Genomic DNA, 7,724 nt, shown 5'->3' with positions numbered 1-7,724 from the left:
TTTTAAAAACCATAAGCGGCCTGCTCTCATGAACCGATAATTTGGCTTTAGAAGTTAAAACAGTGTTCATGAAAAGATTTAAAGATAAAGTAATTGTAATCACCGGAGGCGCCAGTGGCATTGGCAAGTCTGCCGTAAGCAGGTTTTTGCGCGATGGCGCTACCGTGGTCATTTGGGATGTTAATGAAGCGCAGGGCCAGGACACGCTGTCCGAAGTCAGGAGCAATGGCTCCATAGCCGACTTCATGAAGGTCAACACCACAAACCCGGAAGAAGTGGAGCAGGCCACACTTGCTACTATTCAGAAATTCGGGCAAATAGATGTACTGATCAACAATGCAGGCATTACGCGAGATGCAACCATTAAAAAGATCACCTACAATGAATGGCAGCAGGTGATTGACGTAAACCTTACGGGCGTGTTTAACTGTACCCGCTCGGTAATCCCACAAATGATCGATAAAGGTTACGGACGCATCATCAACACATCATCTGTGGTCGGGCTATATGGTAATTTCGGGCAGGTCAACTATGCTGCTACCAAATCTGGTGTTATCGGCATGACAAAGACTCTGGCCAAGGAGCTGGGCAAGCACAACATAACTGTAAATGCAGTAGCTCCTGGTTTTATTGCCACCGAAATGGTCAAAACCATACCGGAGAAAGTAATCAATTTAATGATCGACAAAACTCCCCTGAAGCGGCTGGGCACTCCGGAGGATGTGGCCAACACCTATGCCTTCCTGGCATCTGATGAGGCAGCCTTCATCAGTGGAGCGGTGATCAGTGTGGACGGAGCGGTAACTATTTAAAAAGAGACTTATGAGAAAGGCAATAATTACCGGAACGGGTTCCTATGCACCGGCAAGAAAAATCCCTAACGCATATTTCAATGAACTGCTTCACGAAGATGTAGACTCGTGGCTAAGGCAAAATGTAAACATCCATGAGCGGCGGTGGTGCGATGAGGGGGAATCGGTGGCAGACCTTTGCGAGCATGCAGCCGTGGAGGCCATCGAAAATGCTGGTTTGAAAGCTACCGATCTTGATCTGATCATTGTGGCTACGGATACGCCGGAGTTTATCTCTCCTTCTACAGCAGCCATTTTACAGCACCGCTTAGGCGCAGATAAAGCGGGCACATTCGACCTGAATACCGCCTGTGCGGGATTTGTAACGGCTTTTGACGTGGCGGCCAAATACATTCAGGCTGATGCCCGGTACAGCAACATATTGATCGTAGGCGGCTATGCCATGAGCAAGCACCTGAATATGAATGACAAAAAAACTGTTACCTTGTTTGCCGATGGGGCCGGAGCCGTTGTCTTATCCGCCCGTGAAAGCAGTAACGGGCAGGGATTTATCACTTCGAAGCTCTACACCAAGGGTGAATACAATGAGTGGATGGGCATCTATAGCGGTGGCACAAAGAAGCCGGTTGATGAGGGCGCTCTGGCGACTAATGACCATAAATTAAAATTTGTTCATAAATTCCCGAAAGAGCTTAACCCGGAAATATGGACGGATATGATCTTGAAAATGTGCAGTGAAATGGGCATCAAACCGGACGACATCAACCAGTTCCTGGTAACGCAACTCAATTTCAACTCTATTGATGAAACGATGGACAACCTCGGAGTAAGCCGGGAAAAGGCGCATAAGATCATGGACAAGTATGGATATACAGGATCAGCATGCATACCGATGGCCTTGCACGATGCCATCAGCAAAGGCAAGATCAAAAAGGGTGACCTGATCATGCTGGTCGGTTCGGGAGGAGGCCTGGCGTTTGCCTCAGCAGCTATTAAATATTGATGGGTTATGGGATTGGCATCAGATAATCACGTACTAAGCACCTGGATATTGGTCATTGCCTATATGGCAGTGATCCTGACCCTGGTGATCCGCGGCGCACTAAAAACAAAAAGTATCAGCGACTATGCAGTTGGCAATTTAGGGTTTTCCCCTTATGCGGTCGGTCTGGCGCTCGCTGCATCTATGACCAGCGCAGCCACCTTTATTATCAACCCCGGATTTATTGCCCTGTATGGCATCAGTGGGTTTATATCATTTGGAATAGTCATGCCTATTGCCATATTTGGCTCGCTGATCATACTCACCAAGGGCTTTAAAAAGTATGGCAGCAGCGTAAAAGCCCTGACCATGGCCCAATGGATGGGAAAAATGTACGAAAGCAGGTCATACAGGATCTTTTTTGCTATTCTATCCCTTTTGCTGATCACCTTCATTGTACTCATCTGCGTAGGTCTTACCCAGGTGCTTTCCAAATCGCTCAACCTTGATCCGGCATATGTGCTTTTAGCGGTAGTGGCATTTGTATTTGGGTACATGATGTTTGGCGGGGCTAATTCTATGGTTTACACCAATGCGATACAGGCAGGCATTATGCTGCTGGTAGCTTTTATCTTGCTGGGTTCAGGGGTAGAATATTTTGAAAATGGCGTTTCCGGATTTTTGGCGAAGCTCAATGACATTGACAGTAACCTGACCCAAACTACCAATCCGGAAAGCTTTCTTTTCCGTGACTATTTCGAGATCATCTTTTGCCAGGTGGTCATCGGCATTGCCATCGTCTACCAGCCTCATATCATCACCAAATCCCTGTTGCTCAGGGAGGATAAAGAAGTGAATAAATACCTGACCATAGGCATCATTGCACTGGTGGTTTTCTTCTTTGTGGTATTCACCGGACTGTATGTGCGCCTTTATTTCCCGGACCTGTCAGCAAACGGCCAGCGCATACCCATGGATGGGTTAATTTCGGCATATGTAGTGAGCAAATTTCCCGTGTATCTTGGCATTATCGTGGTTTTGGGGCTGATCTCTGCAGGTTTGTCCACCCTGGAAGGGTTGATCCAATCGCTGAGCGCTACGATCACCACCGACCTTATTTTACCGGTTTTTGGTCAGTCATCTGCCTTAAAGTCGGACCACAACCAGATCAGGATCAATCGATTAGTAATACTGTTATTGGCCATAGCCAGCTACTGGTTGTCTTACAATCAACTGGTCAACCCCAACCTGAGCGTGGCCATCTTTGCTCAAAACGGTGTATATGCCTATTTTTCAGCGGCTTTTGTTCCGGTCTTGTTTGGTACATTTTTCAGCAATGTATCGCTGAAAACCGTTTTTGCCTCTTCGGCAGTTGCGATCCTTGTGCATTTTGCCGTATACTACGGGCAAATAACAAGCTACATGAAGGAGCCGGTCAATAACCCTGCAATAGCTGCCACGTTTGCGATCATATTTTCGCTGATCACCGGGGTGGTATTGCACCTGATCTTTAGTAAATCGTTTAACAGACAGACTCTGGCACAAAATGCATAATCTCGACTGGATAGGTAAATGGGCCATTTACAGCCCTGATAAATTTGCTATAAAAGATTATGGCTCGCAACAGGAGCTAACTTACCAGCAACTCAACGACAATGCGTTGAAGCTTGCGGATATATTGAAAAGTGAATACAGCCTTAAAAAAGGCGACCGGCTGATGGTGGTCGCCGAGCATTCGTCATTGTATGTCACACTTTTCTCTGTAGCTCAAAAAACAGGTATCATCCTCGTGCCGGTCAACTACAGGCTTTCCGTAAGGGAAATAGACTACCTGATCAGCAACTGCACCCCAAAAATGATCCTCTATGAGCTTCAGTTCAAAGCACTTGTCATGCAGACGACTGCCAACAACCAGACGGCCATAGCGGATACCGGTAAGTTGACCAATATGGTGAAAAACCGCGTTTACAAAACAGACATTCCCGATTCGTCCCTTGATTTTGACGACCCGCTTTTCATTCTGTACACCTCCGGGACTACAGGTTTCCCAAAAGGTGCCCTCTACACGCACCGCATGCTTTTCTGGAACAGTGTAAATACGGCACTGAGCCTGGATATAGTATCTGATGACCTCACGATCAACTGCATGCCCGCTTTTCATACCGGAGGCTGGAATGTGCTGATCACGCCGCTGCTACACAAAGGGGCCACCATTGGCATGATGAACAAGTTTGACGCGGACCAGGTGCTCGGCCTTCTGGAAAGTGAACGGGCTACGATCTATTGGGGTGTACCTACTACCCTCAAAATGATGCTGGAATCGCCTTTATTCGAGAAAGCTGACCTTTCATCCATCAGGTATTTTCTATCAGGTGGCGAGGCGCTGCCCTTGGAGTCGATTCATCAATGGCACAAAAAGGGCATAAAAATTCGCCAGGGCTATGGCCTTACGGAGGTTGGCCCAAACATTACGTCGCTGCATCACAACGACGCCGAAAGGAAGATCGGGTCAATCGGCAGGCCTAACTTTTATGTGGAATCCAAGCTGGTGAATGAAAGTGGTGAAGAAGTAAAGCCGGGCGAGATCGGTGAGTTTTGCCTGGGGGGCAACCTCGTGACTCCCGGCTACTGGAACAACCCCGAAGCCACACAGGATGCTATCATTGACGGCTGGTTCCATACCGGAGACCTGATGAAACGGGATGAAGAGGGTTACCTCTATGTGGTAGACCGGCGCAAAAGCATGTTTATCTCGGGAGGTGAAAACGTTTACCCTGCCGAAGTGGAGCGGGTACTGCTGTCGCACCCAGCCATCAATGAAGCTGCGGTGATCGGGGTGAAGGATGAAAAATGGGGTGAGGTGGGCAAGGCTTTTATTGCCATCAAGCCCGGAAGAACTCCTGCGGAAGCTGAGATCCGCGATTTCTGTATAGAACACCTGGCCAAATACAAGGTACCCAAATACTTTGAGTTCATTGCAGACCTGCCTAAAAACGATACAGGAAAAATTAACAAAAAAGCCCTTAAAAGCTTAGTATTATGATAAAGTTCACGCTCTTTCTAAACTTACTTATGCTTATGGCTATTGGCTTGAATGCCCAGACCGGATCGGCTCAAAAGATCAGCGAACTGATCAGTCCCTACAAATACAAAACCCACTATATGGATATTGACAGCCTGAAAATTGCTTATGTAGATGAAGGTTCAGGTGATAAAACCCTACTGTTCGTCCATGGCCTGGCCACCTACCTGCCTTCGTGGGACAAGCTGATTGAAGAGCTAAAAGGAAAGTACAGATGCATAGCTATAGACCTGCCGGGGTATGGGCGGTCTTCCAAAGGCGATTACCCTTCTACCATGGCGTTTTATGCCGTTGTTTTGCAAAAGTTCACTTCTCAACTCAAACTGGACAACCCGGTGCTTTGCGGCCACTCCATGGGCGGCCAGATTGCCATGACGTATGCCCTGAAGTATCCTGATTATGGCAATAAGCTCATTTTGATTGCTCCCGCCGGCATCGAAACTTTTAATGAACAGAACAAGCAGTGGTTTGGCAACTTCTTTACTGCCCAGGCAGTAGCATCAGCTACCGAGCAACAGGTCAGGTATAATTATGGGCTTAACTTTTATGAAGTGCCAGCAGATACAGAATTTATGATCAAAGACCGGTTGCAAATGGCCACAGCGACTGACTTCATGGATTATTGCAACACAGTGGCCGGAGGGGTACAGGGCATGCTGAACGAACCTGTTTTTGACCGGCTTGGAAATATCAGGCAGCAAACCCTTATCGTTTATGGTGAAAACGATAACCTTATCCCGAACCGGATACTGCATAAGGATTTGACTACAAAACAGATAGCCGAAACTGCCACTGAAAAAATCCCGGATAGTCAACTGGCTATGGTTCCGGAGTGCGGCCATATGGCACCCTTTGAAAAGCCGATAAATTTGAGTAATATCATCAATCAATTTCTGAAGGAGTGAGCCGTGAAACCGAAACTGAAAAAGTTTACCGAATTTGCCCAAAATGTACTGCCCCATGAGGCTTCATACCTGCTGAAAGTACAGAATTTTGAAGACCCCGAGAAGCTCTCCATCTTAAAACTGATTGCTGAAAATAGTAGCGACAGTACCAAAGCGCTGCCTTTCGACCCCTCCATTGACAAAAGGAAATATTCAAACATTAAAAAATGGATCCTGGCAAAGCTTGAGGCCATAGATGTGGACATTGACTTTGAGTGGATCAATGAGATCAACAGGAAGGTAGTGACGGATGCCATCACTCCGAAAGAAGAACGAGAGCTGCTTCGAAAGATCAGCAACTACGAGCATCCGGTTTACAATTTCATGAAGTTCTATGAGCTGGCGCTCAATTTCAGGCATTTTCTGCTGATCCGGCTGAGCTACGACAGCCACAAAGCAGTCAATGAATTTGTAAAGAAATACAAAGCAGCCTACGAAGAAGCCCGTGACATCAATGAAAGGCTTCACCAGGCTACGGAAGATATTATCGACCACTACGCCTCTAACCGCACGGAATCCAATTGCTGGGAAGACTGGCTCAAATCCGTATTCTACAACCAGGAGCTTGATGGCAACAGCCGTTTCCTGGCCGTGATCCGTCTCACCTTCATGTATTTTAACTACCGGGAATTCGACAAGCTGAAAGCCGTCTACGATGACCTGGACGAAATGCTGAAGGGTGGCAAATTTTACACGCGCAGAATACTTTTTAACTATTACGCCAACAGGCTCATGCTGCACTCTAAGTTTGATGTGTCGCAGCAGGCAGAAGAATATGGCTACCTGTCCATCCGTCAAAAAAACAGCGACCACTTGCAGTATTTAAACAATTTCAGCTCCATACTCCTGCGACAGGGCAAGATCGATGAAGCGCTGAACCTGATGCGTGAGTCGATGACGGAGATGAGGAGCTCCAATAATTTTCATAGTAAGATCGGTTTTGTAGCCTTCTACATGAAGTGCCTCAATCTCAACGGGCAACCTTCTGATAGTGAGGCTTTTGCCGAAAGCTTTTTGCGCATGAACAAAGACCATGTGCTCCATAAAAGGTGGTACATTTTCTTCACCGCTTACCTGCGCTCCCTGATGTTGCAACAGAAGTATGAAAAAGTAATTACAGTATGCAAGCGCTACCAACTCCTTCAAAGGGACGAGGCAGACAAACGCAAGCTTACCTATCTGCCCACGGTAAAGTGGTATTACGATGTTTCCCGCTACATGGAGGGCCGCATGAGCGATGAATCCCTGATTGAGTCTATGAACTCTACGGTAGATTCATTTTCCAATAACAGGCACAAGTCTGCCATTGTCAAAGATCTTTTCAAAGACTTAAAAAATCACATCCCTCACCTGATCGATAAAATAAAATCACAAATTTTTTTCGAGGCACCATCAAACTGACTGTCATCTGGTTAACCCTTTTTCCGCAACCTTAATACCAGCCCTCGTAAGGGCGCCATCTACCGGCAAAAGGTAAAGCCTTTGGTAAATCAATCGAATAAGGTACAAGCCCTGAAGGGGTGGAATTTCTTCTGTTTGAAAGTATTACTGCTGTCAGTGCTTCTGAACTGTTAAGCTTTACCAAACTTGCGGAAGTTTAGTAAAGCTGCCGTTTAGCTCTGTTGGCAGCCCTTCTAAAACTAAATTCATCAGATCATTTAACACTTACCCATGTCATACGAGCTTAAAGGTGGCTGTCGGGGAACGAGCCACCGGGCAGGGGGTGTGATGGGTTATTGGAGTAAACGATGATCGGTGGGATAGTGAATTATAAACAGAGAACGGCGAACAGTGCAATATAGGCTCAACGCCAGCCCTGAAGGGGCGCCATCTATCAGCAAAAGGTGAAGCCTTTTGTCTATCAATCGATTAGGTGCGAGCCCTGAAGGGGTGGAATTTCTTCA

Annotated in this window: 6 protein-coding genes; all 6 read left to right on the top strand. The window is 46.8% G+C overall.

Annotated elements, in window-relative coordinates; genetic code table 11:
* The first annotated feature begins 68 nt into the window (after window positions 1-68).
* From fabG to E1163_RS14050, 6 genes are read left to right on the top strand one after another with little or no spacing between them, the layout of a single operon-like run.
* The gene (gene fabG, locus E1163_RS14075; protein WP_155172864.1) at window positions 69-812 is read left to right on the top strand and encodes a 3-oxoacyl-ACP reductase FabG; all 744 of its coding nucleotides are present in this window, start codon (window positions 69-71) and stop codon (window positions 810-812) included.
* A gap of 10 nt (window positions 813-822) precedes the next feature.
* The gene (locus tag E1163_RS14070; RefSeq protein WP_155172862.1) at window positions 823-1,815 is read left to right on the top strand and encodes a 3-oxoacyl-ACP synthase III family protein; all 993 of its coding nucleotides are present in this window, start codon (window positions 823-825) and stop codon (window positions 1,813-1,815) included.
* 6 nt (window positions 1,816-1,821) lie between these two features.
* Window positions 1,822-3,348, top strand: a complete 1,527-nt coding sequence (locus tag E1163_RS14065; RefSeq protein ID WP_155172859.1) for a sodium:solute symporter family transporter — start codon at window positions 1,822-1,824, stop codon at window positions 3,346-3,348.
* A complete protein-coding gene (locus E1163_RS14060; RefSeq protein ID WP_155172857.1) occupies window positions 3,341-4,837 on the top strand; it encodes an acyl-CoA synthetase in 1,497 nt (498 codons plus the stop codon). The genes E1163_RS14065 and E1163_RS14060 overlap by 8 nt, the downstream gene beginning before the upstream one ends.
* A complete protein-coding gene (locus E1163_RS14055; protein ID WP_246223674.1) occupies window positions 4,834-5,781 on the top strand; it encodes an alpha/beta fold hydrolase in 948 nt (315 codons plus the stop codon). The genes E1163_RS14060 and E1163_RS14055 overlap by 4 nt, the downstream gene beginning before the upstream one ends.
* A gap of 3 nt (window positions 5,782-5,784) precedes the next feature.
* On the top strand, window positions 5,785-7,221 hold the full coding sequence (locus E1163_RS14050; RefSeq protein WP_155172855.1) for a hypothetical protein: 1,437 nt from the start codon (window positions 5,785-5,787) through the stop codon (window positions 7,219-7,221).
* Window positions 7,222-7,724 lie beyond the last annotated feature (503 nt).

The organism is Fulvivirga kasyanovii, from assembly GCF_009711405.1.
GTDB lineage: Bacteria > Bacteroidota > Bacteroidia > Cytophagales > Cyclobacteriaceae > Fulvivirga > Fulvivirga kasyanovii.
This window is presented reverse-complemented; position numbering and strand designations above follow the sequence as displayed.